The following is a 25,099-nucleotide window of genomic DNA, read 5'->3' as shown; positions in this document are numbered from 1 at the left end:
ACTTGGGTTAATGAATTGGCTGGAGAGGAAGTATATGGATGAGAGAAAGCCGAATCAATTGAAAAAAATAAAAATAAAAGCCCTTCGAATACCTTTCGAAGGGCTTTTTAATGGAAAGAAATGACTGCTAATTTATACCATAAAGTTCTTTTCCAACTTGTTCATATTTATCTCCCTCAAACCAAAATGGTTTCTCGTTCATGTTGGCAATTTTTTGAGCAGAGAGGATATAGGCTTTCCAATAGTTTACGGCATAATCCAAATCGAAGGACTCTACATCATCCGCTTGCTTATGATAATATTGATTGATATCGTCATCAAAAGCGGTAAAGCCTAAGCTGAATGTAGGGGAAGGAACTCCTAATTTTGCAAAATTCACATTATCGGACCTGTCATAAAGCCCTTGTTCAGGAGATGGATCTGAAATCGCTTTTAACCCCACTTCATTGGCTGCATCTGTAATTAATTGATCTCCTGAGGTTCTACCTAAACCTATCACAGTGATGATAGAGGTATTGTTATATCCAGCATTATCAATGTTTAGATTAAAGACAATGTCTTTGATGGGGACTAGGGGGTGGGAGGCAAAGTAGGCACTTCCTAAAAGGCCTTTTTCTTCTGCGGTCCAAGCAGCCAATAGAATCGATCTTTTTGGTGGGTTTTCTGCAAAATAACGAGCTGCATTGATTACTGCTACTGTTCCTACCGCATTGTCTCTGGCACCATTAAATATGGAATCTCCATTTGCATCTGCTTCTCCCACTCCCACATGATCATAATGAGCTGAAAGCAATACAAATTCATTTTTAAGTTGAGGATCTGTTCCTTCAATCCAGGCTACAACATTCTTACCCTCTACAGGTTTATTGATCTTTTTTTCGATCATAAACCTTGCCTCTTCTGCCTTACCTTTAGCCATGTCGGACTTGATCTTGTTTTTTGGATCCTTGATCCAGATGTAGGGAAGTTCATTAGCCTCTCCCTGATTAATGCTTAATTGGGTCCTATTCAAATACCGGGATACTAATTGCCATGGAACGGAAGGAATGTTAAACATTTCTACTATACCAACTGCACCATTTTCTTGGGCAATTTTTGCCTTTTGAGCACCTAATGAAAATAAGGCTCCGGGACTCATTTGGTCAGGTGCTCCCACACTGGTTACGGCAATCTTACCAGCTACATCCAATCCTTCATAATCTTCTTCCATCCCATAGCCTACATCCACAAGTTCATACGATCCTTCCAGGTCATTTCCGCTGAGAACCAATAAGGTTTCTCCTTGTGTGAACCGCTCCCCAGAAATGACAATTTCGCCAGTCTTAGGTGGACTGGACATCATAAATGGGATGATTTGAAAATAACCAGTCGCCCCTGGCAATTCTTTGGCACCATATTTTTCAAATTCTTTCGCGATGTAATTGGCGGCTAGCTCTATCTCTGGCCGTAATGGATCTCTTCCTTTTAGCTCATCAGAAGCCAAATAGCGAAAGTGAGAGATTGCATCCTCCCTATTAAATTTTTGATTAATGTCCTCAACCTGGGAAAAGGCAATGGTGGAAATTGCGATAAGGAGGGTGAAAGTTCCTAGTAATTTTCTCATGGGGTTTATTTTTACTCTTCTAAAGTAACTGAAATTCCCCAAATGAATTCAATTAGTACTGATATTGGATAGTATCCAACTCCAATTCTTGTAGAAGTTTTAAAAAGTGAGGGGAGGAGTACAGGATAATTCTACTTTTTCTGAAGTTTTAGGATGTATAAATGATAGGTATTGGGCATGAAGCATCAGGTTTTTAACCCCAAATTGCTTTTCTAAAAAGATATTTTGCTTGTTGTCGCCGTGCTTTTTATCGCCTAAGATATAATGGCGAATATGTGCCATATGCCTTCGTATTTGGTGGGTTCTTCCTGTTTCCGGTTCAACCTCCAACAAACTGTATCTACTGGTGGGGTATCTTCCTGTACTATTAAATGGCATTTCAGAGGTCGCCAATACTCTAAAGGAAGTCCGGGCTTCTTGTAACCTTCCAGAACGTTCACTTTTTAGGGGATGGTCTATGGATCCTACCTGTATTTCAGGAATTCCTCTTACCATGGTCAGGTACTTTTTGTCTATGGACCTTTCTGAAAAAAGTAGTTTTAAAGAGGGGAGAATCGCTTCACTTTTAGCAAATAGCAAGATGCCACTGGTGGGTCTGTCCAGTCTATGAACAGGGTGTACATGTTGGCCAATCTGATCCCGTAATAACTGTAAAGCGAAGACAGTTTCATGAGCAGCGATGGCAGTTCTATGAACCAGTAAACCAGAAGGTTTATTGATGGCGATCAAGTGTTCATCTTCAAAAAGTATTTTTAAAATCATAGGGAAAGGAGGGAAAGGAAGAAGAGCCAGCTTCAAGCTGACTCCTAAATACTATACTCTCATTAAAATATGGTTCCGGACCCTATCGATTCTTCCTCATTATACCAGGCTACAAACTGCCCTGAGGCAACGCCTTTTTGTGGTTCATCGAAAATGACATAGAGTCCATTTTCCTTTCGAACTAAGGTTGCCCATGTCAAGGGTTGACGGTAGCGAATTCTAGCTTTATATCGGGCACTTTCTCCGATGGCAAGTTCCAGGTCTTCCCGGATCCAATGGATTTGGTCCGCTTTGACAAATAACCCATTCTTCAATAAGCCAGGATGGGTTTCACCGAGTCCCGTGTAAATAATGTTTTCTTTTGTATCTGTAGCAATGACAAATAAAGGTTTCCCGGTTCCACCTACATGTAGGCCTTTTCTTTGTCCGACAGTAAAATAATGTGCTCCATTATGTTCCCCCAATACCTTTCCTTGTGCTGCAGCATAATGGATTGGCAAAGAAATAGCATCTAAGGTTTCCTGGTCCCAATCTTCAGCAGGAACACCCGCAGGGATTTGCTGAGTTTGGTAGACGGGTAAATCTTCAGGGATTTGAATGATCTTCCCTTTTTTGGGTTTTAATTGTTGCTGCAAGAAATCCGGCAATCTCACTTTTCCTATAAAGCAAAGCCCTTGGGAATCCTTTTTATCGGCTGTGATCAAGTCCAATTCTTTGGCGATTTTTCTTACCTCAGGCTTTTGTAAATGTCCAATTGGAAAAAGTGCTTTACTCAATTGCTCCTGATTGAGTTGGCATAGGAAATAACTTTGATCTTTATTTGGATCGGCCCCAGCCAACAATTGAGAAACAGGTTTTCCATTTACCTCTATTTCTCCTTTTTGACAATAATGCCCTGTAGCCACAAAATCAGCTTTCAACTTTTGTGCAGCTTTCAGGAAAATATCAAATTTGATTTCTCTATTGCAGAGAATGTCCGGGTTGGGAGTACGTCCCGCTTCGTATTCTCCAAACATGTAATCCACAATTCGCTCTCGGTATTCCTCACTCAGGTCAATTGCCTGGAAGGGGATTCCTAATTTTTCAGCGACCAGCATGGCATCGGTGGAATCTTCCATCCAAGGGCATTCATTGGAAATGGTAACGGATTCATCGTGCCAGTTTTTCATAAACATTCCGATGACTTCATAGCCTTGTTCAATTAAAAGATGGGCGGCTACGGAACTGTCGACACCTCCGGAAAGGCCAACAACTACTCTAGGTTTTGTCTTCATGGGTTGTAATAATTAATGGATTCAAGGTCCATTAGGTTACAGATGAGTTAAGAACTCCAAAGGCTTGGAATTAGTTCTCTGGGGCAAAGTTACAAATTTGAAAAATGAAAAAGGGAAAATGTTTTCCTCTCGTTGAGAGCACTCCATTTTCCCTTTCTATTCGTGAAGAATTCTTTTAAAAACCCAATGCCTTGTCATCCCCTCTTGGGTCTGCGCCACCTTCTAACTTTCCGTCAGGCATCACTAAAATAGCATCTACTTTTCCGATGATGGGGTTATTGTTTTCTAAAATGATGTACCCTTTGGATTTCAAATGGTTCAATAAGGTGGAGTCAAAGGAGTTGGGTTCAAAACTAACCCGATCAGGAAGCCATTGATGGTGAAACCTTGCTGATTCTACCGCTTCTTGCATGCCCATCTCAAATTCATAAACATTGAGTATAGTTTGAAGTACAGAGGTGATAATGGTAGATCCACCCGGAGTTCCGACCACCATCCAAAGTTTGCCCCCTTTTTCTACTAGCGTAGGAGTCATGCTGCTTAGCATTCGTTTTCCAGGTTGAATTCTATTTGCTTCAGCCCCAATTAATCCAAACATATTAGGCACTCCGGGCTTGGAACTGAAATCGTCCATTTCATTATTCATGAAGAAGCCTAATTCATCGATGTACACTTTGGAACCATAGGCACCATTTAAAGTCGTAGTCACCGAAACGGCATTTCCCTCCGAATCAATAATGGAATAATGGGTAGTTTCCATACTTTCTGAAAACGCAATTTTACCTTCGGCAATGTCCTCTGATTTGGTGGCTTGTTCAAAAGTGAAGCTTTCCATTCTGGATTTGAGGTAATCAGCTGACATCAATTCTGTTTTAGGGATATGGACAAAATCAGGATCTCCTAAATAATAATTTCTATCTGCATAAGCCCTTCTTTCAGCTTCTACCAGCAGTTGTATATGCGCTGGGCTGTGGTGGCCAAAATTTTTCAAGTCGTAAGGCTCAATCATTCCAAAAATCTGTGCCAAGGTGATGCCTCCAGAACTTGGAGGGGCCATGGAGATGATCTTTAACTCTTTGTAATCAAAAACGATTGGATCTCTCCAAGCTGCTTCGTAATCCGCTAAATCCTGCTCTGAAATGATTCCGCCCATTTCCTGTAAATGCCTTACCAGTATTTTGGCAGTTTCCCCCTGATAGAATTCCTCTTTTCCGTTTTTTGCAATCCGCTTTAAGGTCTCAGCTAATACGGGGAATTTAAGCGTATCACCTTCCTTGATCTCCTTTGCGAAATACGTATCAGGTCCATTGACCTCTATGAATGTTTCCCGTAATCTCTGTAGCCTAGCTGCTTGATTGGGGGTGGTGACATAGCCTTTTTCGGCTAGTTCAATTACTGGGGCCAATACCTTTTGAGGAGTAAGTTTCCCAAATTTTTCCTGGGCGGTGAATATTCCTGAGATGGTGCCCGGTACTCCGGATGCCATTGCTCCTTTCGTACTCAAACCGGGGATTACATTTCCTTCCTCATCTAAATACATGTCTGCGAAAGCAGCAGAAGGGGCCTTTTCACGGTAATCCAGGGAACCAACGGATCCATCTGCCATTCGATATACCATAAATCCACCACCTCCTAGATTCCCTGCAAAAGGATAGATCACTGCCAATGCCATTTCAGTGGCCATCATCGCATCAAAGGCATTTCCTCCATGTTTGATGATATCCAACCCTATCTGTGAAGCTTCTTCACGAGCAGACACGACCATGGCCTTTTCTGCTATTGTTCCTCTTTTGGCTTGGACTGCCTTATTTTTTCTCCGCAGGAGTAAATGGAAATAGAAAGAGTAGTCACTGCCAGTATTCCGCCAGTGACCCGAGAAAATAAACTCATCAATTTTCTATAAGCGTGGTGTTAAACAATTTTAAAATGCGTTTGTATTCATCGGTCCATGAGCTGGGCTCTACAAAGCCATGATCCTCTACAGGGTAAATAGCCATTTCCCAGTTATCTTTTCCCAATTCAATTAATCGCTGAGAAAGTCTGACTACGTCCTGGAAATGAACATTGACATCTACCATGCCATGGGCCATCAAGAGATTTCCTTTTAAACCTTCAGCAAAGTAAATAGGACCGGATCTTCTATAAGCTATCGGATCTTCTTCAGGCGTATTTAGGATATTCGATGTATAGCCATGATTGTAATGTGCCCAATCTGTTACAGATCTCAAGGCAGCTCCTGATTTGAAAACATCAGGCGCATTAAATAGTGCCATCAGTGTAATAAACCCTCCATAACTTCCACCATAAATCCCGATTCTATCAGCATCTACTCCTTGGGAAGCTACCAGGTATTTTGCGCCATCCACTTGATCAGATAAATCTTTACCTCCCATATGTCTATAAATCCCTGTTCTCCAATCCCTACCATAGCCGGCACTAGCTCTATAATCGATGTCAAGCACCGTGTACCCTAGGTCCGTCAATAAATTATGGAACATGTATTCTCTGAAATAGCTGCTCCACCATTTATGAACGTTTTGAAGATAACCGGCCCCATGGACGAAAATTACCGCTGCCCCATTCTTTTTAGCAGGGTCAGGAGTATACAATCTTGCAGGAACTTGTGCTCCATCTTCAGCAGTAAATCGGATAATTTCAGGATCCCTCCAATTGTAGGCTTTGAATTCATCCGATTGCCCAGAAGTCAATTGGGTGGGATTAGCCCCAACTTTATTGTCTTGAACATATAATTCAGTAGGCTTATTACTATAGGAATAAAGGATAGCTAATTTCTTTTCATCTGGGGAAAGAGTCACCTCATTATTCCCTGTCATGGAGGTTAGCTTTTCCATTTTTCCACCCATTAAAGGCATTCTATAAAAATGTCTTTCTCCGGGATCTACTTCGGAGGTAGTGAGGTACCAAGATTTTTGTCCTTAGAGATAAATGGATCAAATACCTCATAAGCACCAGATGTTAAGGCAGTTTTCTCTCCTGATTCCACATCAAGTAGGTATAGATGAGAATACCCGGATTCTTCTGACTGGAAATAGATGTGTTGATTATCTGGAAGCCATCCCATTGTTCCTCCAGAAAATGACCAGCCAATACCTGGGCCGGCAATCCATGCCTCATCTCTCTGTCTATCCAATGTTTTTAATTCTCCGGTGGTAAGGTCTATTAAGGAAATCCATCGGTCTTTGTTGTCTGCAGACCGGATATTGATCACAGCTTTTGATCCGTCATGTGAAAAATAAGGCTGAGAAAGGATCACTGTTCGTTCCTTTTCTTCCCATGTTTTCTCAGTATAATCCTGAACATAATCCGGTAAATCCTTAATTCCTGGAAGATTGGAGGTCCCTATAAAATAAACCGTGTCCCTTGTTAAGTCATAAATCCCAATTTCTACAGTGGTAGGAGTGGTACCTACCTTGGACCGTGCATTCAAATCAGTGGTATATCCGGAAGCATCTACATAGTCTGGAACGACGGTGTTTTTTCCTGATCCTCTGTCATAGTAAGAAAAAGTTGCATAGTTGCCATCAGGGGAGAGTGTTAAATTCACAGGGTTTTTTCCTCGGTATAATAGGTGAACTCCTCGGAATCCCCATTAGAAATTGATTCGCGGTAAGCTCGACTTTCTTTTTGCTTTTCTTTTCTTTCATTCACCACCTGCAATAATGCCAGGTTATCTTTTTCTAGAAAATCCAGTTCTTCTTCCTTTGCGCCGTTGTTTTTAGGAGAAGGTTTGGATCCTGAACTGATGTTAGTCACTTTTTCAACCTGACCGGTGGACTGGTTTAAAACAAAAATATTCCCCTCAGAATTGAATGCGATTAAATTCTCATCAGCCAAATACGTTGGGTTAGAAATAATTTGGAACCATTCAAGAACAGCTGTTTTCTCTCCTTTCTTCAGATCTTCGATCATGATCTTATTATCCTCTAAGAAAAGTCTTTTGGAATGGTCTTGATTCAATGAGGAAAATCTCCTTTGTAAGGACTTTTCTTCATCCCAATGAACTTTTGAGATGAGGGAAGGAGATGATAAGTTGATTTTATAAAGGGAATCTGCAGGGTCATTTTCAGCATTATATTTGAAGTAAATTTGCTGACTGGAGTCGTCCCAACTAACAGAAGAAGGGAAGGTTCCCATCCATTTTGGATCCCTCATAATGTACTCCACAGATAAACTGCTTTGCGCATGAAGTTCTAAAATGGCAATAAATAGCAATGGCAGAAAAAGGAGTTTTCGCTGCATAGTCAAGAATCAGTTAGTTGAATGAGTGTTAGTTTATCGTCTCAAGGAACTCATTTAGTTCCTCGATAATCACGTCTAAATGTTTCTGGAGGGTATAGTTGATTTCAAAAGAATCTTTAAGATTGGCGTCGATTTCTTCCAATAACTTACGGGTTTTTAAAGCTCCAATGTAACTCATTGTTGGCTTGGCTTTATGGCACCGTCTTTTAATTGTGTCAAAATCCTTCGTCTTATAAAATTCATTGAGCTCTTTCAAATCTTTGATATTGGTATCAAGGATTATTTGGATCATCTCCTTCGTCATATCCGGATCATCATCACCAAAATACTGATAAATAGATTGCTCACTTATAATTTGATACATGGTCGGACTGAAAAGAGTATGGAGTGAAAAAACCTGTGTTTGGTAGACTACCGTTAAAATTAAAAACAATTTTCCAATTGTGTAATCAAGGAACAAATGATTTGAAGAAAATTTGTAATTTTTTTATATAAGTTATCTTATTCATTGATTGACCTGAAACAAGAGATCTAAATTATTTGATGGGTTCTTAAACATCCTTTCCTAATTTTGGATTCTTATAAAGACAGATTATTCAGATTATGCAGCGTAACAAAAAAATCTTTCTGATTTTGTTTTTGATCTTTATGTTAATCATGGCCTGGATCGGCTATGACATATCCACAAGAACTACCTTTCCCGGTTCAAAAGGGAATTTGAAAGAAAGGATAAGCTCAGGAGAGGAAACTAAAAAGTAATGACTAAGAAAAAAATAGACATCACTAAATTGGATTTGAGTGAGATGAAGGAAAAGACGGCAGAAAACCCTGGTAGTTTACCTTATCCACACCATGCCGGGAGTGCAATTGTGCGTCCTGAAGATCTAGGGAAGATCAATGGGAGGGCCATTGCTGCCATGCAAAGTCAAACAGATATGCAGATGTCTCAGATCTATAGGCAAATGCAATTATTGGCTGATCAAGCAAAAGCCATTCAGGCAAGAGTATCCTATTCAGAAAGAATATACCATGCTCAGACTTCTTTTGAGCCTTTGATTAATCACCATTATTATTTGTATCAGAAAGAGGATGGGAATGATTTTTTAAGCATGATTGCCCCGGATGAGTGGGGAAGAAAAAAGCTTCTCTCATTTTTTAGCGGAAGTAAAATTATTAGCGGATCATACCTGGGAGATCGTAAAGGAAAATAATAAAGACAATGGATAACCTGATTACGCGCCAACTACAAGGTATATTGAAAGAAGGCGAAGTAGAGTTTGAAAGGGATTTCGAATTGGAGGTCAACCCCAAATTTTTGGATCAAAAAGGAAAAGAATGGTTGGATGAAATCTATGAAGATTTAGGTGGTATAGGAGAGGCTCCCTTGTTGAAGAAGTTGAAATTTGATTTTAAAATCAACCGGAGTCTTGTGTTGTATGACGACGAGCTACACTTTAATAGATATCGGTTAATTTCCTATAGATCAGATTTTTATAAAGAGTTTAATTTGCCTTTTTACGAAGCCCAGAAGCGTTTGTGTAGAACGTATGAAAAAGACTGTTTGAAAGCGGGTTTGCAAGGTAGGGTTTGGTCTGGCCCTCCAATCGCTACACATAGTTTTGGTGTAACAAGCGAGCCGGGTGATTTCTACGGGAATGGCTCAAGTGGTTGGAAACTGTTGGCATATAATGATGCCCAAACCGATATCCAAACAAGAATCCATGGATATAAATTGATTCGGATTACACCTTACGAGACTTTGATGACAGGGGGATCATTGAAAAGACTGGATCATTTATTGATGAATCCAAAAGAGGAGCAGCGTACGATCCTCCTCAATTGGTTCATGCGAAAATTTGAATGATCCTAGCTGAATAATCCAAAAATCTCTCGGTCAATTTTTTCTACAACAAAAGAAAAATCTTCGGGATTAGAGACAAAATCCAACTGGTTTACATCTATAATCAAGAGTTTCCCTTCTTGGTAATTTTTGATCCAATCCTCATAGTGTCGATTGAGGTTCTTTAAGTAGTCAATGGACATGGTCGTTTCATAGTCCCGACCTCTTTTTTCTATTTGATCTACCAGTTTCGGGATATCTGCCCTTAGGTAAATCAATAAGTCTGGAGCTTTGACATGGGTAATCATGCTGTTAAAAAGACTTTGATAGTTTTCATAGTCCCTGCTTGTCATTAACCCACTTGTATGTAGGTTGGCTGCGAATATATAGGCATCCTCGTAAATGGTTCTATCCTGGATAAAATGGGATTTTTGCTCCTGAATTTTTGAGATCTGATTAAATCTTGAATTCAGAAAATAAACTTGAAGATGAAAAGCCCATCTTTTCATGTCTTCATAGAAATCCGGAAGATATGGATTGTTGTCCACGGCCTCAAACTCCGCTTTCCAACCATAGTGTTTCGCTAATTTTTCGGTCAAGGTGGTTTTTCCACTTCCAATATTTCCAGCAACAGCAATATGCATGGTCTGTTTTTTTTGTTAGTTGGAGAATCTTGGAGAGACTACTAAATCCTTGCTTCCCTTGATATAGGTATAAAACCCTTCTCCTGACTTGACGCCTTTAAAACCAGCTTCTACCATGTTCACAAGCAAAGGGCAAGGAGCGTATTTTGGGTTGCCAAAACCATCATGCAATACTTTTAAGATAGAAAGACAAACGTCCAAGCCTATGAAATCTGCCAATTGAAGGGGCCCCATGGGGTGAGCCATTCCAAGTTTCATCACCGTGTCTATTTCATATACACCTGCTACCCCTTCATATAAAGAATAGATCCCTTCATTGATCATAGGCATTAGAATCCTATTGGCCACAAAGCCAGGATAATCATTTACTTCTACCGGAACTTTGGAAAGCTTTTCTGAGAGTCCCATGATTTGTTGGGTAGTCTCATCGGAGGTGGCATATCCTCGTATTACTTCCACCAACTTCATTACTGGAACGGGATTCATAAAGTGCATTCCAATTACCTGAGCAGGTCTGTTAGTGGCAGCTGCGATTTTAGTAATGGAAATGGAAGAAGTATTGGTAGCAAGAATGGCATTCTCGGGACTTGCTTGATCTATCTGTCGGAATAAATCCAGTTTAATAGCTAGGTTTTCAGTAGCTGCTTCAATTACCAGTTCTGCCTTTTGAACGCCTTCCTTTAAATCAGTATAAGTAGATATGTTGGACAAAGCTTTTGTCTTTTGTTCTTCAGTGAGTACTTCCTTTGCTACTTGTCTATCCAAATTTTTGGTGATGGTTGCTAAAGCTTTTTCCAAAAATTCCTGTTTAAGATCAATCAAGGAGACTTGGTATCCATGTTGTGCAAAAACATGTGCAATTCCATTTCCCATAGTACCTGAACCGATCACTGATATATTCTTCATGAATGTTAAAATTTAAGGTGTTATATGTTGGGTTTTATTTGTTGCTATGCTGTGTTTTATCCAAAACTAATTCGATCACCTTCTAATTCCAATTTTTTGATTCTTCTAATCTGACTTTGAATGTCAGAAATTCTTCCCTTCCTAAATAGGATTAATGTCTACCTTTGTGGTATGAAAGAACTTGGTTTGATTAGCACACTTCCTATTAATCGATTTACAGATTTTGGAGCCTATCTGGCGCTTAGCTCAGGTGAAGAAGTTTTATTGCCTAAAGGTTATTTATTAGGTGATGAGAAGGAAGGAGAGGAGATCGCTGTCTTTGTGTATACGGATAGTGAGGATAGACCGGTTGCTGTAACTGAAAGTCCCAAAGCATTATTGGATGAGTTTGCTGTATTGGAAGCCAAAGAAATTGCACCATTTGGAGTGTTTATGGATTGGGGTTTGCCAAAAGATTTATTGGTTCCCAAAGCTGAATTAGGCCAAAACATGGTAGTTGGAAAGAAATACCTGGTCAAAGTCTGTGTGGATTTCCAGACCAATCGCTTGATCGGAGTGAATAAATACCGGGACTTCATTTCAGAGGCTCCAATGGATTATGTGCCAGGAACCGAAGTTTCGGGATTGGTATTTGACAAAACTGATTTAGGATACAAAGTGTTGATCGAAGACCAATACGAGGGATTGGTATTTTCCAATGAAGTTTTTCAGCCACTTGAGATTGGAGATTTGAGGAAGTTTTTTGTGAAGAAGAGGAGAGATGATGGAAAAGTGGACTTGCAGCTATTACCTCCAGGAAGAGTGAAATATGAAGAAGGTGCAGAAATGATTTTAGAGATGTTGGAAGAAAAAGGCTTTATGCCATTGCATGACAAATCCGCTCCAGAAGAAATTCAAAAGGAGTTAGGGATGAGTAAGAAACATTTTAAGCAGTGTATAGGACAATTATATAAAGCTGGTAAAATCCAAATTTTAGAAAATGGGATTTCAATCAATTCTTCTAATTAAGTTTTAGAATATCACTGGGGGTTCTGCAAAGAATAGCTTTGTTTCTCAATACTGCTATCGGAGATTTAATAAGGTGTGGATTTCTCACTAAAATATTTAACCAGCTTTCATCGTCCCAATCATTGCCGGCTATTTTAGACTGATAATCTGGATGAGCCTTGTTCAGCAAGTCTTTCGCCCGGAGGTTTAGTTTCATCAGCATGCTATTCCACTGGGTAGTGGTTATTCTTTCTTTAACCACATCTATCTGATTGATGAAATTGGCAATGGAATGTGCATAGGCCAATGTTTGTTTATCAATGACCTGCCCGGGACTATGATAAAAATAGAGTTCAGAGGGATGCATCTTCATGGTGTTTTGGGTTAAATGTGTACAGAATATACTGATAACCTGCGTTTTAAGCAAATATATTATCGGGTTTTTATTCAATATAAAATAAAATAATTTTAGGGTATGGATCTCGAAAAATTTCAGAAAGAAAGCCAATCTGAGTTTCCTTCTAATACTAAATTGAAAGCAAAGCTGAGGAAAGTAAAGCCGAAAGAATTGGATCAGCGATTTTCTGAGCAACACGAATTGGCATTTGAAGAGATAGATTGTCTTGATTGTGCAAATTGTTGTAAGACTACTAGCCCTATTTTCATCCAAACTGACATCGATCGACTCGCAAAGGTTTTTAGGATGAAAAGCAGTAATTTTATAGAGGAATATTTACATAGGGACGAAGAAGGGGATTTTGTATTGAATTCATCACCCTGTCCTTTTTTGAATAAGGATAATAAATGTTTAGTCTATGATGAGAGACCCAAAGCTTGTAGGGAATACCCACATACCAATAGAAAAAATATGCACGGGATCTTAAATCTAAGTTTAAGAAATACACTAGTTTGCCCTGCAGTTTTCAAAATTTTCTCAGAGATTGGCAAAGAATATAGGAAGTAATCCATTCTTTTTGCTTTTTTTGAATAACAAACCTATAACAATAAACATGCAAAATCAGGATATACACTTTTTAGGAGTGGACGTGGGAGGAACCCATTTAAAAATTGGACTTGTAGATAAAGAAGGTACAATCGTTGAATTTCAAAAAGAAGATACCACGCCATTTCGTGATGATCCTGAAGGTTTTGGGCCCTGTTTTATCAAAGGGATCGGAAAATATTTAGCAAAATATCCGCAAGTGAAGAAAGTCGGGATTGGGCTACCTGGTCTAATTTCAAAAGATAGAACCACCACCTTAGAAATACCCGCTATTCCAGGCTTGGATGATTTTAATTTGAGGGGTGGATTAGAAGAAGCATACCCAGGTTGTGAATTTTTCCTGGAAAATGATGCTGCAGCTGCTGGGATCGGTGAATTTTATTTTGGAAAGGATAATCCGAGTGCAAACTTCCTTTTTGTGACCATGGGTACAGGAATCGGAAGTGCATTGGTGTTGGATGGAGAAGTTTTTAAAGGTTCACGTGGAAATGCCATGGAAATGGGACATATGCTTTCCCGAGGGAATGCCAGATTGGAAACCCTGATCGGAAGAAATGGTATTCTTAAAATCATGGAGAAAATGATTGCTGCCTACCCAGAAAAAGCGAAAGGATTGGAAGGGAAAGAATTAGGCACGCACCTATTGGTAGACTCGGCCAAAGCTGGAAATGAGGTAGCCCTTATGGTATTTGAAGAAGTAGGTACCATTTTAGGGGAAGCCATTGTTTCCACGATCAGGGTTTTGGATGTGACGGAAGTCTACTTTGGCGGAGGGATTTCTGCAGGTCTTGAATTTATGATGCCTTCATTGGACCATACCATTCGACAATACCTTACCCATTATTATGTAAAAGACTTGAAGCTTAAAAAAGCTACCTTGGAAAATAACGCTGGTACTTTAGGTGCCGCAGCACTTTGTTTTATGGGTTCAGGTTTGTAATAGTAACCTCTGAAACCTTACTTATCGCATTCATTCGAAAAAGAACCCGAAGGGGTTCTTTTCTGTTTCCACCCCTTCACAATCGCCACTTGGTTCTAAGAAATAGAAGAAAAAACTTTGGCTTTTGTCTACTAATTCTACCCGGTCAGGTCTTCCAAAGGTCTTGATGATAGACTGGTTATTCTCTCCTAAGAAGTTTTGCTTGATTTTTTGCAATTCCTCTACATCCTGGATCCGTAGACCCTTGCAACCATATCGATCCGATTTCCAGTTGTCTAAATTTATATTTCCTGCATCAAGTTTACCCCCACAGGAGGCAATCAAGAACGCAATAAAAGGCAACACTAATTTTATGTTTTTAAGCATGTATCAAAGGGATGCAGAAGAAATTTCAGAAGTAAGCTGATGGTTTTTCCATAGCCATAGAAAGGATGCAAAAGTATAAACTCCCAGCATAGAAAGCAGTACTATTTCAGGAATAATACCTTGAAATAAATAGAAAACTGATAAATCAAAGGTCAGGACTCGTAGGTATTCCTGAGGGAAATACCATTTCCTTTTTCAAAAATCCCAGAGAAACTGACGGTAGTCAGATGATCAGCACACTTACCCCCACTTTTGCAACTAGATCAAGATCGTTTACTTGGAACAAGAAAAAACCGGTAAGTAATAATAGCAAAACGTATTGCGTGAAAATGTACCAATTCATGGTTGGGGGGACCACCGTGTCGTATTTGGAGTAATTGGATTCCACCTCTTTGGGTGCACGATACCCTCCTAAATAGGGGGAAGCCACCCTGGTTTATTGAACAGGTATTTTAATTTATCCCGAAGTCCTTTTATCTGTTTCAGCTCCTCCTTCATGGTGACATAATGAGCAATGTTGACCCAAAAGGGATTCCAGCTTTTCACCGGTGTAGTGATTCCATAGGTAGGTGTTTCTTCTTCTTCCTGAAATGTCCCAAACCATTTGTCAAAGATGATGAACGTGCCGCCATGGTTTTTGTCAATATACTTTGGGTTTCTTCCATGATGAACCCGATGATGGGAAGGTGTATTCATGAAATGTTCCAGAAATCCCATTTTCCCGATTACTTCGGTATGAATCCAAAATTGGTACAACAGGTTCAAGCCTGATACCAAAATGAGCATCACGGGGTCAAATCCTAAAATGGCTAGTGGGAAATAAAAAAGAAGGTCCAGAAAGTCTGGGTACTACTTTGTCTTAGGGCTACAGAAAGGTTATATTCTTCACTGGAATGATGGACAACATGTCCTCCCCAGAATAAATTAACTTCATGGCTCATTCGGTGGGCCCAATAGTAACAGAAATCATATAAAAAGAATAACAAGAAAAAGGTCCACACGTTATTTGGGATTTGAAAGAAGCCATAATGCTCAAAGATCAGGGTATAAATACCAATGGAAATTATTTTGAAAAATACACCTGTTACTTGTGACATGACCCCACAATTGATGTTGGTAATGGCGTCATTCATGCGATAACCAGGGTGTTTTTGGAATCGAAGCACGATCATTTCAATTGCCATCAATAAGAAATAGATGGGGATTGCGATAACTACTGGACTGAGGTTCATTAATTTGGGCTTATTATTGACTGTACTTGTCAAATATAATCATAAAACCAACTCTAAATAGTCCGAATCTGTTTGATCAAATCCTTTATATTAGCACCTTCAATTACTCAATAATATGTACTATCGGTTTGGCAAGGCCTTTTATTTCCTAAGTATCCTATTCTTTATTTTCTATTTATTGTATTTCTACTCGGCTTTACCTGAACAACTCAGTTTAAGTAAAGGTGAAGCAGGGAATATGGCGAGAGATTTAAGTAGAGGTACCTTCTTCTATGGCATGATTGCTGTTTTTGTAGTGATGAATGCAATCGTCTTACTACCTCCTAAATTATTGGAAACAAAAAGTCACCGTGGTTTGGTAAGGATCTTCCCCGTGGGTGATCGGTTTAGGGATTATTATTTAGGTTGGTTTTATTCCTTTGGAGGGATTTTGAATGTCAGCCTTGGGCTTTTGATATTTTATACCCATGCGATAAATAATCAAGATGACGCTGCCCGGAGCAATTTGATTTTATATTTTACATCATCCCGACATTGTTTGTCATTTGGGTAATTGGATTATTTGTTATTATGGCAGGTAAATTCAAGGAAGTTCAAAATAAATCTTGATCGGAATTTCAAAATTAAACTATGGCAGAACCAGTAAAATATACAGAAGATAGTATTAAGTCCCTGGATTGGAGAGAGCACATTCGACTCAGACCAGGGATGTACATTGGTAAATTGGGGGATGGTAGTGCACAAGATGATGGGATTTATGTATTAGTAAAGGAAGTGCTGGATAACTCTATCGATGAGCATATGATGGGATATGGACGAACCATCGATGTGAAGATTTCAGAGCATAAGGTAGAGGTGAGAGATTATGGGCGGGGCATCCCTTTGGGTAAAGTCATTGATTGTGTTTCCAAAATTAATACTGGTGGTAAATATGATTCTGGTGCATTTCAAAAATCAGTTGGATTGAATGGGGTAGGTACCAAAGCGGTGAATGCCTTATCTGATTTTTTTAAGGTTCAGGCATATAGAGATGGAGAAACCAAAGTAGCTGAGTTCGAAAAAGGTATTTTGACCAATGATGCACCTATTTCTAAATCTTCAGATAGAAATGGCACCAAGGTGGTATTTTCCCCGGATGCCAGCATTTTCAAGAATTACCACTTCATTCCAGAGTACTTAGAAAACCAAATCTGGAATTATGCCTATTTAAATGCAGGATTGACCATTAATTACAATGGCAAAAAGTATTTTTCTGATAAAGGGCTCTATGATTTATTGTCCAATAAAGTTGACGAAGAGAGTATCCGATATCCGATCATTCACCTAAAAGGGAATGATATAGAAGTGGCCATCACCCATACTTCTCAGTATGGTGAGGAATATTATTCTTTTGTCAATGGTCAATATACTACACAAGGTGGAACTCACTTGGCCGCTTTTAGGGAGGCCATTGTCAAAACAGTGAGAGAGTTTTTCAAAAAGATTACGATGCTGCTGATATCCGACAAAGCGTGTTGGCATCCATTGCCGTAAGGGTACAGGAGCCAGTGTTCGAATCCCAGACAAAAACCAAGTTAGGTTCCCAATCTGTTGGACCTGATGGACCTACGTTGAGGACCTTTGTCAATGACTTCATAAAAACTGAACTGGATAATTATTTACATAAAAATCCGGCAGTTGCGGATGCGTTATTAAAAGAATCCTTCAGTCCGAACGGGAGCGAAAAGAGATTTCAGGTATTAAAAAGCTGGCCAATGAGCGGGCGAAAAAGCAAACCTCCATAACAAAAAGCTTCGTGATTGCCGGGTTCATTATGATGATGCCAAAGCTGATGAAGATCAGAAAAACAATACCATGCTTTTCATTACGGAGGGGGATTCAGCTTCAGGATCTATCACCAAATCCAGAGACGTTCAGACCCAAGCAGTTTTCTCCCTAAGAGGAAAGCCCCTGAATTGTTACGGGATGACCAAAAAGGTCGTGTATGAAAATGAGGAATTTAACCTCTTACAACATGCCTTGAATATTGAGGATGGTATCGAAAACCTGCGGTATAGGAAAATAGTCATCGCTACAGATGCCGATGTGGATGGAATGCACATTCGGTTATTGATCATGACTTACTTCTTGCAATTTTTTCCTGATTTGGTAAAAAATGGTCACTTATTTATCCTGGATACCCCATTGTTCCGGGTAAGAAATAAGAAAGAGACGATCTATTGTTACACCGATGAGGAAAGGCAAAAGCCATTCATAAGCTCGGTTCCAAGCCAGAAATCACCAGGTTCAAAGGATTGGGAGAAATTTCCCCTGAGGAATTTGGGACCTTCATTGGAGAAGACATTCGTCTTGAACCCATCATATTGAACAAGGAAACGAAAATAGCGGATTTATTAGGGTTTTATATGGGGAAAAATACCCCGAGCCGACAGACATTCATAATTGATAATCTCAAAATTGAGAAGGATTTAGCATTGGATGATCCGAAGGCTGAAGCAGTGAATGAGGAGGAAGCTGCTTGATCCAAATTCGGAGTTTTAAAGAACATTAAACGTATTTTCTGAAAAGAAAAAGTGAATTTCAGATCAATTTTGAGTTTGAAATTCCACTAATAACCGGAATTATTTCATGAGTGAAGAAAACAATTTGTCAAATGACGGAAGCCTGCACGATTCCGTTCCAGTTACTGGGATGTATAAGGAATGGTTTCTGGATTATGCATCTTATGTAATTCTTGAGCGTGCAGTACCTGCGATTGAAGATGGCTTAAAACCCGTTCAACGTAGAATCCTTCATGCCATGAAGGAAATGGATGATGGGAGATTCAATAAGGTGGCCAATATCATCGGCCAATCCATGCAATATCACCCTCACGGGGATGCTTCCATTGGAGATGCCATTGTCAACATCGGGCAAAAAGACCTTTTGATTGAAACTCAGGGTAACTGGGGAGATGTAAGGACTGGTGACCGAGCTGCGGCAGCAAGATACATTGAAGCCAGACTGTCCAAATTTGCATTGGATGTAGTCTTTAATCCACAGACTACCGAATGGCAATTGTCTTACGATGGAAGGAAAAGAGAACCGGTTACCCTTCCCGTGAAATTTCCTTTGCTATTGGCTCAGGGAGTGGAAGGGATTGCCGTAGGTTTATCTACGAAGATCCTTCCCCATAACTTTTGTGAATTGATTGAAGGGTCGATTGAAATATTGAAAGGAAATCCTACCAATGTCTTACCGGATTTTATTACGGGTGGCTTAGCGGACTTTTCGGAATACAATGGTGGAGAAAGAGGAGGTAAGGTTAAAGTTAGAGCAAGAATTGAGGAGGAAGATAGTAAGACCATATTAATCAAGGAAATACCTTATGGGACTACCACGGATTCTTTGATTGATTCTATCCTGAAAGCAAACGATAAGGGGAAAATAAAAATCAAAAAGGTAGTAGATAATACTGCCAAAGATGTAGAGATTGCCATCCAACTGGCTTCAGGGGTTTCTCCGGATGTGACCATTGATGCCCTGTATGCATTTACAGACTGTCAGGTCTCCATCTCTCCAAATGCCTGTGTGATTATTGATGAAAAGCCGGTCTTTTTAAATGTCAATGAAATTCTTGCTTACAATACCAAGCAAACAAAAGCACTTCTAAAGAGGGAGTTAGAAATTAGAAAGGCGGAGTTGATGGAGAAGGTATTGTTCTCTTCTTTGGAAAAGATTTTCATCGAAAATCGAATTTACCGTGATATAGAGGAGTGTACCACTTGGGAAGGGGTGCTGGAAGCGATTGATCAAGGATTGGAACCCTACAAACCTGATTTTTATAGGGAAATTGTCCAGGATGATTTGGTCAAATTGACTGAAATCAGGATCAAGCGAATCTCAAAATTCGATGCTTTCAAGGCAGATGAATTGATGAGAAAGCTTCAAGAGGAACTGAAAGAGGTGAATTACAACCTTCGTCATTTGACGGATTATGCGATCAAGTATTACCAAAACCTATTGACCAAATATGGAAAAGGTAGAGAGCGTAAAACAGAGATCAGAGCATTTGATACCATTGAAGCATCTGTGGTGGCAGCAAATAATGCCAAGTTGTATGTGAACAGAGCAGATGGATTTGTGGGTTCTGCCTTAAAGAAAGATGAATTTGTATGTGACTGTTCTGATCTAGATGACATTATCGTCATTAGAAAGGATGGGAAATGCATGGTTTCCAAAATCCAGGAAAAGAATTTTATGGGGAAGGATATCCTTTATGTAGGAGTCTTCCGAAAAGGAGATGAAAGGATGGTTTATAATCTCATCTATTTGGATGGGGGGTCCGGAAGGGCGATGGTCAAAAGGTTTCAGGTGCTGGCAGTGACCAGAGATAAGGAATATGACCTAACCAAAGGTACCAAAGGCTCTAAAGTCTTGTATTTGACGGCCAATTCGAACGGAGAGGCAGAAATTGTGACTGTTTACCTGACCCAGGGTGCCAAAGCAAGGGTCAAAGTATTTGACTTTGATTTTGCCACCATAGAAATCAAAGGAAGAGGTGCGGGAGGAAATATTTTGACCAAATACCCAGTGAGAAAGATCCAATTAAAAATGGAAGGGGTTTCTACTTTGGGAGGTTTGGATATTTATTATGATCCTATAGTAGGTAGATTAAATACTGATCAAAGAGGTAACCTGATCGGCAATTTCTTGGGAGATGACAAGGTCCTCGTTTGCTACAAATCTGGAGATTATGAATTGACTTCTTTTGAACTCACCAACCGCTACGAACCCTCCAATGTATTATTGATCGAGAAGTTTGACCCTGAGGCCATTATTTCAGCCATCTATTACGATGGAAGTTCCAAAACGTATTTTGTAAAAAGATTCCAGATTGAGACGACCACCGTCAATAAAAAATTCAATTTCATTACAGATCACAAACAATCCTACCTGAAGGTGGTGTCCACCGAAAAACAACCTCAGGCTACTGTCACCCTGGTGAAAGGTAAAGAAGAGGAAGTGAAGGATTATGATTTGGATATGTTGATTGATGTGAAGGGCTGGAAAGCGATCGGAAATAAATTGAGCTCCCATCAGGTAAAAGAGATTAAACTTATTGAAACCAAAAAATCATCAACAGAAAATACTTCCGCTGAGGACACTGACTCAGAGGATGATGAAATCGAAGTGGGAAAGACCATTGATCTTTCAGTGAAAAAAGATGATGAGGAACAATTAGGTCTTTTTTAAGGTCTCTATTTATGGGTTCAAATCCTCAGGAAAATATTGATCAAGGTTTAATTGAGTATTTAGGACAGTACATTACCGATCATAAAAAGAAAGTGATGGAAGATGTGCTGTCCAAACGAACCCGCTTTTTCACGGTGGTATTGGAGGATATTTTTAAGCCACATAATGCCAGTGCAGTATTAAGGACTTGTGACTGCTTTGGAATTCAAGATGTTCATGTCATAGAGAAAACCAAAGAATACAAGATAAACCCATTTGTTACCCGTGGTGCCTCCCAATGGGTGGATCTAAAAAAGTATTATAATCCGGATGGATCTGGGGTGAAAGACTGCTTTTCGCATCTTCGAAAAAATGGATATAAGATTTATGCGACAAGTCCTGAAGCGAATTCAAAAACCATTGAGGAAATCAATCCCAATGAAAAATTAGCCCTGGTGTTTGGCAATGAACATGAAGGAGTAAGTGAAGAGGTAATCCAAAATGCAGATGCGTTGGTACATATTCCCATGTTGGGGTTCACTGAAAGCTTCAATATTTCAGTTGCAGCCTCCATTTTTACATCATTTAATTCAACATGCTGATTCTAAAAATCTGGCTGGTTTTTATTTAAATGATACAGAGCAAGTGGAGCTTCGATTGCAATGGTATAAGTCTGTGGTGAAGAATTCTGATATTCATGAAAAAGTGTTTCTGGATTCTTTAAAAAGGTGATTTCCATTAGTTATTAGAGAAAAAGGATTTCACTTTTTCTCCAAAAGGTTCTTGCTGCCCCTGTTTCTTAGCTTTTTTCTTCTTCGTTGTTTTCGCTTTTGTTCTTTGCTTTTGGTCAACACGGTCCTGGCGGAAAAGCCGACCTGTCCTCTATAAAATTCCTCTCTTCCTGTTAGATTAAAATTGGGCTTATAGTCTATAGATAAAACTGTTTTGGCAATCGTGAACTCTATCCCTCCAATACCTTCAATTCCCATGGTTTTATTTCCATATGTTTGAACGATCTCCTTTTCAATTTCATTCTTTTTGAAGCTTTCCTCATTTCCAAAAGAGACACCTGCGCCCAAGTAATAATTGAATCGCTTGGAAATAATCGGTCTGTGTTTCTCCAGTAATAAGCTTAGGCTGGAATTTCGTGCAAAATCAGTTTGCAATATGGCTTCCAGGCTAGTTCTATCCATCAAACGCTGTTGGAAAGAAATTCCCAGTTGCCTGCTGATCTGATTATTTCCTAACCGAATGCCAACGGCATTTCCATAGCGTTGGGCATATAGATTGGATGATAGGAGCAGAGCTAAAACAATGTAGGAATACTGAAAAAGCTTTTTGTTCATAAAGGGCCTTGTTATTAGGAAGGCCATTTGTCCAATAACTATTCCAATTCTTATTAAACGATGAAAAATGGATGAAGAAAAAAGCCTTCCAACATGTTGGAAGGCTTTGATCATTATTCGCTTATGACAATTTTTTCAATTTTGTCTCCTGCTCTTATGTCGTCAATTACGTCCAACCCTTCTACCACTTTACCAAAACAAGTATGGTTTCTATCCAGGTGAGCGGTGTTGTCTCTGCTATGACAAATGAAGAACTGGGAACCTCCGGTATTTCTACCTGCATGAGCCATAGAAAGCACGCCTCGGTCATGGTATTGGTTTTCCCCATCCAGTTCACATTTGATTTTATATCCTGGGCCTCCAGCGCCATTTCCAATAGGACAACCACCTTGGATCACGAAATTTGGAATTACCCGGTGGAAAGTGAGTCCATCGTAAAACCCTTTATTTGATAAATCAATAAAATTTTGGACTGCAATAGGAGCATCATCCTCATAAAACTCCACCTTCATGGTTCCTTTTTCAGTAATAATTTCAGCTGTTCTCATTTCTTTAAGATGAATTGAAAGATAATTCTTTCTGTTTATTAAAAATCAGAATGCAAAATAAACAGATAAACTGGATAAAACCTTTAGAAATTTAAGAGGAATTGGTTTTAGAAATCAAGTGGAGTAGGAGCTCCCTCTTTGATTTCTTGTGAGGCAAAACTTTCAAATTGTCTAAAATTTTCTATAAATGCTTCGGCAAGTTTCTTTGCTTGGCGATCATATGCATGTGGATCTTCCCAGGTGTTTTTTGGGTTAAGGACTTCTTTTGGAACATTCAAACATTCTTGGGGTACTTTAAAACCAAAAGTTGGATGCTTTTTGTATTCCATCTGATCTAAGTTTCCCTCCAAAGCAGCAGTAATCATAGCTCTTGTATAGGCCAATTTCATTCTAGACCCAACTCCGTAAGGTCCACCGGTCCACCCCGTATTAATTAACCAAACATTCACATCATGTCTTTCCATTTTCTCCCCAAATAAAGAAGCATATTCGGTAGGATGTAGGGGTAGAAATGCAGCTCCAAAACAGGCTGAGAAGGTCAATTTTGGCTCTATAACTCCCATTTCTGTACCTGCTACTTTCGCAGTATACCCTGAAATGAAATGATACATTGCTTGACTTTTGCTGAGTCTTGAGATAGGAGGGATCACTCCAAATGCATCCGCGGTCAGAAAGAAGATGTTTTTTGGAATTCCTCCGATGGAAGGGGTTTGCGCATTTTGAATATGATAAATGGGGTAGGCCGTTCTTGTGTTTTGTGTGACTTCAATATTTCGGTAGTCTACCTCCCTTGTACCAGGTTTGAACCGGGTGTTTTCTACGATGGCTCCAAATTTTATAGCATCCCAAATTTCAGTCTTTTTTCCCTACTCAAGTCCACTACTTTGGCATAGCAGCCCCCTTCGAAATTAAATACAGTAGTATCTGTCCAACCATGTTCATCGTCTCCAATTAACTTCCGGTTTGGGTCTGCAGAAAGGGTCGTTTTTCCTGTCCCAGATAATCCAAAGAAAATAGCAGTATCCTCTTGTTTGCCAATGTTTGCGGAACAATGCATGGATAAGATTCCCTTTTCATGCGGAAGGATAAAATTGAGAACTGAAAATATTCCTTTCTTCATTTCCCCTGCATACCCCGTTCCTCCAATTAGAATCATCCGCTTGGTTAAATTCAGAATTGCAAAATTGGGGCTCTTCGTCCCATCAATAGCTGGATTAGCTTCAAAATCGGGGGCACAAATGATGGTGAAGTCTGGCTCAAAGTGTTCCAATTCCTCTTTTTCAGGCCTTAAAAACATATTATGGCAGAACAAGTTATGCCAAGCCATCGTGTTGAATATCCTTAGATTTAAACGGTGCTGAGGGTCAGCTCCCACATAGGCGTCTCTCACAAAAGATCCTTCTCACTGAGAAAATACTTCATTTTCTGCTCCAGTAAATCAAATTTAGCTGGTTCAAAAGGAATGTTGATGTCTCCCCACCAAACACTGTCTTTTGTTTTTTCATCCAAAACAATAAAACGGTCTTTGGGAGATCTACCGGTGAATTCACCTGTATCTGCCATCAAGGCTCCGGTAGAGGTAAGAAATCCTTCTTGCCGTGCAAGAGCCATTTCAACTAAAGTGGCTGGAGGAAGGTTTAAATAAACATTTCCAGAAGTATTTATTTCCATAAGTACTTTGGATTTACTGTGATTTTCCAGAACGGTGTCCTGCATAGAAATTTGGGTTTACAAACTGAAATAAGTCTGCCCAAAATTAAGCAAAAGGCTTTTAATAAAAGCAATAAAAACCGCGAAATTTGGCTTTTCAATCGATTACGAAGAAAAAACAGTACTAAATTTGGTGTAGAATGGATACTCGTTTATTTTGGTAAGAATAGCTCTTTTTTTTCTTAATGCCCTGGTTTTGAATCACCCATTGTATAAAGATTCTTGGTAAAAAGACATAAAATCGGTTATCATTGTAAATTAAATATTCACCCAAATAATTAACTCTTGGAAAAACAACTAACTCCGAATTTGAAGGGCCAACAGTTTTTGGTCATCCTAAAGGTCTGATGACTCTTTTCTTTACTGAAATGTGGGAGCGATTTAGCTATTACGGCATGAGAGCATTGCTCATTTTATTCATGACCAAAACAATCGCAGATGGGGGTTAGGATTTGATGATACCA

The 25,099-nt window shown here is 39.4% G+C and carries 19 protein-coding genes and 5 pseudogenes; 9 read left to right on the top strand and 15 right to left on the bottom strand.

The genetic code is table 11. From position 1 onward, the window contains the following. Window positions 1-127: 127 nt before the first annotated feature. The 6 genes and pseudogenes from V8V91_RS03010 to V8V91_RS02985 form a co-directional block, all read right to left on the bottom strand. Entirely contained in the window at window positions 128-1,603 is a 1,476-nt protein-coding gene (locus tag V8V91_RS03010) for a M28 family peptidase (protein WP_373398688.1), read from the bottom strand. 99 nt (window positions 1,604-1,702) lie between these two features. Further along, the gene (locus V8V91_RS03005) at window positions 1,703-2,365 is read right to left on the bottom strand and encodes a pseudouridine synthase (RefSeq protein ID WP_373398687.1); all 663 of its coding nucleotides are present in this window, start codon (window positions 2,363-2,365) and stop codon (window positions 1,703-1,705) included. A 62-nt stretch (window positions 2,366-2,427) separates the two neighbouring features. Then, window positions 2,428-3,639 (bottom strand): tRNA 2-thiouridine(34) synthase MnmA, encoded by a 1,212-nt coding sequence (gene mnmA, locus V8V91_RS03000; protein ID WP_373398686.1) that lies wholly within the window; start codon window positions 3,637-3,639, stop codon window positions 2,428-2,430. Between the two features lie 175 nt (window positions 3,640-3,814). Further along, a complete protein-coding gene (gene ggt / locus V8V91_RS02995; protein ID WP_373398685.1) occupies window positions 3,815-5,404 on the bottom strand; it encodes a gamma-glutamyltransferase in 1,590 nt (529 codons plus the stop codon). 124 nt (window positions 5,405-5,528) lie between these two features. Next, window positions 5,529-7,899, bottom strand: a pseudogene (locus V8V91_RS02990) (prolyl oligopeptidase family serine peptidase). A gap of 28 nt (window positions 7,900-7,927) precedes the next feature. After that, window positions 7,928-8,263: an Hpt domain-containing protein gene (locus tag V8V91_RS02985; protein WP_373398684.1), complete on the bottom strand. Its 336-nt coding sequence runs from the start codon at window positions 8,261-8,263 to the stop codon at window positions 7,928-7,930. A 394-nt stretch (window positions 8,264-8,657) separates the two neighbouring features. Between V8V91_RS02985 and V8V91_RS02980 the strand changes: the two are divergent. Then, window positions 8,658-9,126: pseudogene (locus V8V91_RS02980) on the top strand (DUF2452 domain-containing protein). After that, window positions 9,119-9,763, top strand: coding sequence for a hypothetical protein (locus V8V91_RS02975; protein ID WP_373398683.1), 645 nt, complete (start codon window positions 9,119-9,121; stop codon window positions 9,761-9,763). The pseudogene V8V91_RS02980 and the gene V8V91_RS02975 overlap by 8 nt, the downstream one beginning before the upstream one ends. A gap of 2 nt (window positions 9,764-9,765) precedes the next feature. Here the strand turns inward: V8V91_RS02975 and V8V91_RS02970 are convergent, their stop codons facing one another. Both V8V91_RS02970 and V8V91_RS02965 read right to left on the bottom strand, forming a co-directional pair. Further along, window positions 9,766-10,383, bottom strand: a complete 618-nt coding sequence (locus tag V8V91_RS02970) for a deoxynucleoside kinase (protein WP_373398682.1) — start codon at window positions 10,381-10,383, stop codon at window positions 9,766-9,768. Between the two features lie 15 nt (window positions 10,384-10,398). Continuing rightward, window positions 10,399-11,289 carry a 3-hydroxyacyl-CoA dehydrogenase family protein gene (locus V8V91_RS02965; protein WP_373398681.1) on the bottom strand — a complete coding sequence of 297 codons (891 nt, stop codon included), beginning with the start codon at window positions 11,287-11,289 and terminating at the stop codon, window positions 10,399-10,401. Between the two features lie 171 nt (window positions 11,290-11,460). On the opposite strand from V8V91_RS02965, the gene V8V91_RS02960 reads away from it, so the two are divergent. Continuing rightward, window positions 11,461-12,297, top strand: coding sequence for a S1 RNA-binding domain-containing protein (locus V8V91_RS02960; protein WP_373398680.1), 837 nt, complete (start codon window positions 11,461-11,463; stop codon window positions 12,295-12,297). Here V8V91_RS02960 and V8V91_RS02955 read toward each other — a convergent pair. Continuing rightward, window positions 12,290-12,649, bottom strand: coding sequence for an arsenate reductase family protein (locus tag V8V91_RS02955; protein ID WP_373398679.1), 360 nt, complete (start codon window positions 12,647-12,649; stop codon window positions 12,290-12,292). The two genes, V8V91_RS02960 and V8V91_RS02955, sit on opposite strands and share 8 nt — an antisense overlap. 102 nt (window positions 12,650-12,751) lie before the next feature. Between V8V91_RS02955 and V8V91_RS02950 the strand changes: the two genes are divergently transcribed. Continuing rightward, window positions 12,752-13,240 carry a YkgJ family cysteine cluster protein gene (locus tag V8V91_RS02950; protein ID WP_373398678.1) on the top strand — a complete coding sequence of 163 codons (489 nt, stop codon included), beginning with the start codon at window positions 12,752-12,754 and terminating at the stop codon, window positions 13,238-13,240. A gap of 46 nt (window positions 13,241-13,286) precedes the next feature. Beyond that, window positions 13,287-14,219 carry an ROK family protein gene (locus tag V8V91_RS02945; RefSeq protein WP_373398677.1) on the top strand — a complete coding sequence of 311 codons (933 nt, stop codon included), beginning with the start codon at window positions 13,287-13,289 and terminating at the stop codon, window positions 14,217-14,219. Between the two features lie 30 nt (window positions 14,220-14,249). On the opposite strand, the gene V8V91_RS02940 is transcribed toward V8V91_RS02945, so the two are convergent. The 3 genes and pseudogenes from V8V91_RS02940 to V8V91_RS02930 form a co-directional block, all read right to left on the bottom strand. After that, complete coding sequence (locus V8V91_RS02940; RefSeq protein ID WP_373398676.1) at window positions 14,250-14,585, bottom strand: hypothetical protein; 336 nt, start codon at window positions 14,583-14,585, stop codon at window positions 14,250-14,252. Between the two features lie 223 nt (window positions 14,586-14,808). Beyond that, the gene (locus V8V91_RS02935) at window positions 14,809-15,015 is read right to left on the bottom strand and encodes a hypothetical protein (protein WP_373398675.1); all 207 of its coding nucleotides are present in this window, start codon (window positions 15,013-15,015) and stop codon (window positions 14,809-14,811) included. After that, window positions 14,997-15,526, bottom strand: a pseudogene (locus tag V8V91_RS02930) (sterol desaturase family protein). Before V8V91_RS02930 ends, V8V91_RS02935 begins: the two are co-directional and overlap by 19 nt. Window positions 15,527-15,932: 406 nt before the next feature. Between V8V91_RS02930 and V8V91_RS02925 the strand changes: the two are divergent. From V8V91_RS02925 to V8V91_RS02910, 4 genes and pseudogenes are all read left to right on the top strand, one after another. After that, window positions 15,933-16,370 (top strand): DNA topoisomerase IV, encoded by a 438-nt coding sequence (locus tag V8V91_RS02925; protein WP_373398674.1) that lies wholly within the window; start codon window positions 15,933-15,935, stop codon window positions 16,368-16,370. 77 nt (window positions 16,371-16,447) lie between these two features. Beyond that, window positions 16,448-18,339, top strand: a pseudogene (locus V8V91_RS02920) (DNA topoisomerase IV subunit B). Window positions 18,340-18,445: 106 nt separating this feature from the next. Continuing rightward, complete coding sequence (locus V8V91_RS02915) at window positions 18,446-21,052, top strand: DNA gyrase/topoisomerase IV subunit A (RefSeq protein WP_373398673.1); 2,607 nt, start codon at window positions 18,446-18,448, stop codon at window positions 21,050-21,052. A gap of 11 nt (window positions 21,053-21,063) precedes the next feature. Continuing rightward, on the top strand, window positions 21,064-21,633 hold the full coding sequence (locus V8V91_RS02910) for a TrmH family RNA methyltransferase (RefSeq protein ID WP_373398672.1): 570 nt from the start codon (window positions 21,064-21,066) through the stop codon (window positions 21,631-21,633). Between the two features lie 159 nt (window positions 21,634-21,792). Here the strand turns inward: V8V91_RS02910 and V8V91_RS02905 are convergent, their stop codons facing one another. The 3 genes and pseudogenes from V8V91_RS02905 to pckA all read right to left on the bottom strand — a co-directional run bounded on the left by V8V91_RS02905 (window position 21,793) and on the right by pckA (window position 24,596). After that, on the bottom strand, window positions 21,793-22,377 hold the full coding sequence (locus V8V91_RS02905) for a hypothetical protein (RefSeq protein ID WP_373398671.1): 585 nt from the start codon (window positions 22,375-22,377) through the stop codon (window positions 21,793-21,795). A gap of 113 nt (window positions 22,378-22,490) precedes the next feature. Further along, window positions 22,491-22,925, bottom strand: coding sequence for a peptidylprolyl isomerase (locus V8V91_RS02900; RefSeq protein ID WP_373398670.1), 435 nt, complete (start codon window positions 22,923-22,925; stop codon window positions 22,491-22,493). Between the two features lie 107 nt (window positions 22,926-23,032). After that, window positions 23,033-24,596, bottom strand: a pseudogene (gene pckA / locus V8V91_RS02895) (phosphoenolpyruvate carboxykinase (ATP)). Between the last annotated feature and the right edge of the window lie 503 nt (window positions 24,597-25,099).

This window comes from Algoriphagus halophilus, assembly GCF_041729275.1.
In the GTDB taxonomy this organism is placed as follows: Bacteria; Bacteroidota; Bacteroidia; order Cytophagales; family Cyclobacteriaceae; genus Algoriphagus; species Algoriphagus halophilus_A.
Note: the sequence above shows the minus strand (reverse complement) of the source record. Positions and strands in the feature narration are given on the sequence as shown.

What these genes read in the sequence shown, in the direction of transcription:
- V8V91_RS02950 (WP_373398678.1), top strand. Translation starts at nt 12,752, where the DNA reads ATGGATCTCGAAAAATTTCAGAAAGAAAGCCAATCTGAGTTTCCTTCT.
- V8V91_RS02915 (WP_373398673.1), top strand. Translation starts at nt 18,446, where the DNA reads ATGAGTGAAGAAAACAATTTGTCAAATGACGGAAGCCTGCACGATTCC.
- V8V91_RS02910 (WP_373398672.1), top strand. Translation starts at nt 21,064, where the DNA reads ATGGGTTCAAATCCTCAGGAAAATATTGATCAAGGTTTAATTGAGTAT.
- V8V91_RS02960 (WP_373398680.1), top strand. Translation starts at nt 11,461, where the DNA reads ATGAAAGAACTTGGTTTGATTAGCACACTTCCTATTAATCGATTTACA.
- ggt (WP_373398685.1), bottom strand. Translation starts at nt 5,404, where the DNA reads ATGGTCGTGTCTGCTCGTGAAGAAGCTTCACAGATAGGGTTGGATATC.
- V8V91_RS02975 (WP_373398683.1), top strand. Translation starts at nt 9,119, where the DNA reads ATGGATAACCTGATTACGCGCCAACTACAAGGTATATTGAAAGAAGGC.
- V8V91_RS02985 (WP_373398684.1), bottom strand. Translation starts at nt 8,263, where the DNA reads ATGTATCAAATTATAAGTGAGCAATCTATTTATCAGTATTTTGGTGAT.
- V8V91_RS03005 (WP_373398687.1), bottom strand. Translation starts at nt 2,365, where the DNA reads ATGATTTTAAAAATACTTTTTGAAGATGAACACTTGATCGCCATCAAT.
- mnmA (WP_373398686.1), bottom strand. Translation starts at nt 3,639, where the DNA reads ATGAAGACAAAACCTAGAGTAGTTGTTGGCCTTTCCGGAGGTGTCGAC.
- V8V91_RS02965 (WP_373398681.1), bottom strand. Translation starts at nt 11,289, where the DNA reads ATGAAGAATATATCAGTGATCGGTTCAGGTACTATGGGAAATGGAATT.
- V8V91_RS02925 (WP_373398674.1), top strand. Translation starts at nt 15,933, where the DNA reads ATGTACTATCGGTTTGGCAAGGCCTTTTATTTCCTAAGTATCCTATTC.
- V8V91_RS03010 (WP_373398688.1), bottom strand. Translation starts at nt 1,603, where the DNA reads ATGAGAAAATTACTAGGAACTTTCACCCTCCTTATCGCAATTTCCACC.
- V8V91_RS02905 (WP_373398671.1), bottom strand. Translation starts at nt 22,377, where the DNA reads ATGAACAAAAAGCTTTTTCAGTATTCCTACATTGTTTTAGCTCTGCTC.
- V8V91_RS02900 (WP_373398670.1), bottom strand. Translation starts at nt 22,925, where the DNA reads ATGAGAACAGCTGAAATTATTACTGAAAAAGGAACCATGAAGGTGGAG.
- V8V91_RS02970 (WP_373398682.1), bottom strand. Translation starts at nt 10,383, where the DNA reads ATGCATATTGCTGTTGCTGGAAATATTGGAAGTGGAAAAACCACCTTG.
- V8V91_RS02940 (WP_373398676.1), bottom strand. Translation starts at nt 14,585, where the DNA reads ATGCTTAAAAACATAAAATTAGTGTTGCCTTTTATTGCGTTCTTGATT.
- V8V91_RS02955 (WP_373398679.1), bottom strand. Translation starts at nt 12,649, where the DNA reads ATGAAGATGCATCCCTCTGAACTCTATTTTTATCATAGTCCCGGGCAG.
- V8V91_RS02945 (WP_373398677.1), top strand. Translation starts at nt 13,287, where the DNA reads ATGCAAAATCAGGATATACACTTTTTAGGAGTGGACGTGGGAGGAACC.